Raw genomic sequence first — 343 nt, forward strand, 5'->3', positions numbered from 1 at the left:
AAGGCCGTCCGCCCCGCGATGGCGAGCGCCCGCGTTTCGGCGACCGGCCGCCGCGTGAAGGCGGCGCGCGTTTCTCGCGCGATGGCGATCGCCCGCAACGCAGCAGCGAAGGCCGTCCGCCCCGCGACGGCGATCGTCCGCGCTTCGGCGACCGCCCGCCGCGTGAAGGCGGTGCACGTTTCTCGCGTGATGGGGATCGCCCGCAGCGCAGCAGCGAAGGCCGTCCGCCCCGCGATGGCGAGCGCCCGCGTTTCGGCGACCGGCCGCCGCGTGAAGGCGGCGCGCGTTTCTCGCGCGATGGCGATCGCCCGCAACGCAGCAGCGAAGGCCGTCCGCCCCGCGA

The 343-nt window shown here is 76.4% G+C and carries 1 protein-coding gene; it reads right to left on the reverse strand.

The features are described from left to right. Positions 1–343: hypothetical protein (locus tag G3N92_RS35440; RefSeq protein WP_206131977.1), on the reverse strand; the 343-nt coding region annotated here is incomplete at both ends.

The sequence above is a fragment of the Burkholderia sp. Ac-20379 genome (assembly GCF_017104645.1).
GTDB lineage: Bacteria > Pseudomonadota > Gammaproteobacteria > Burkholderiales > Burkholderiaceae > Burkholderia.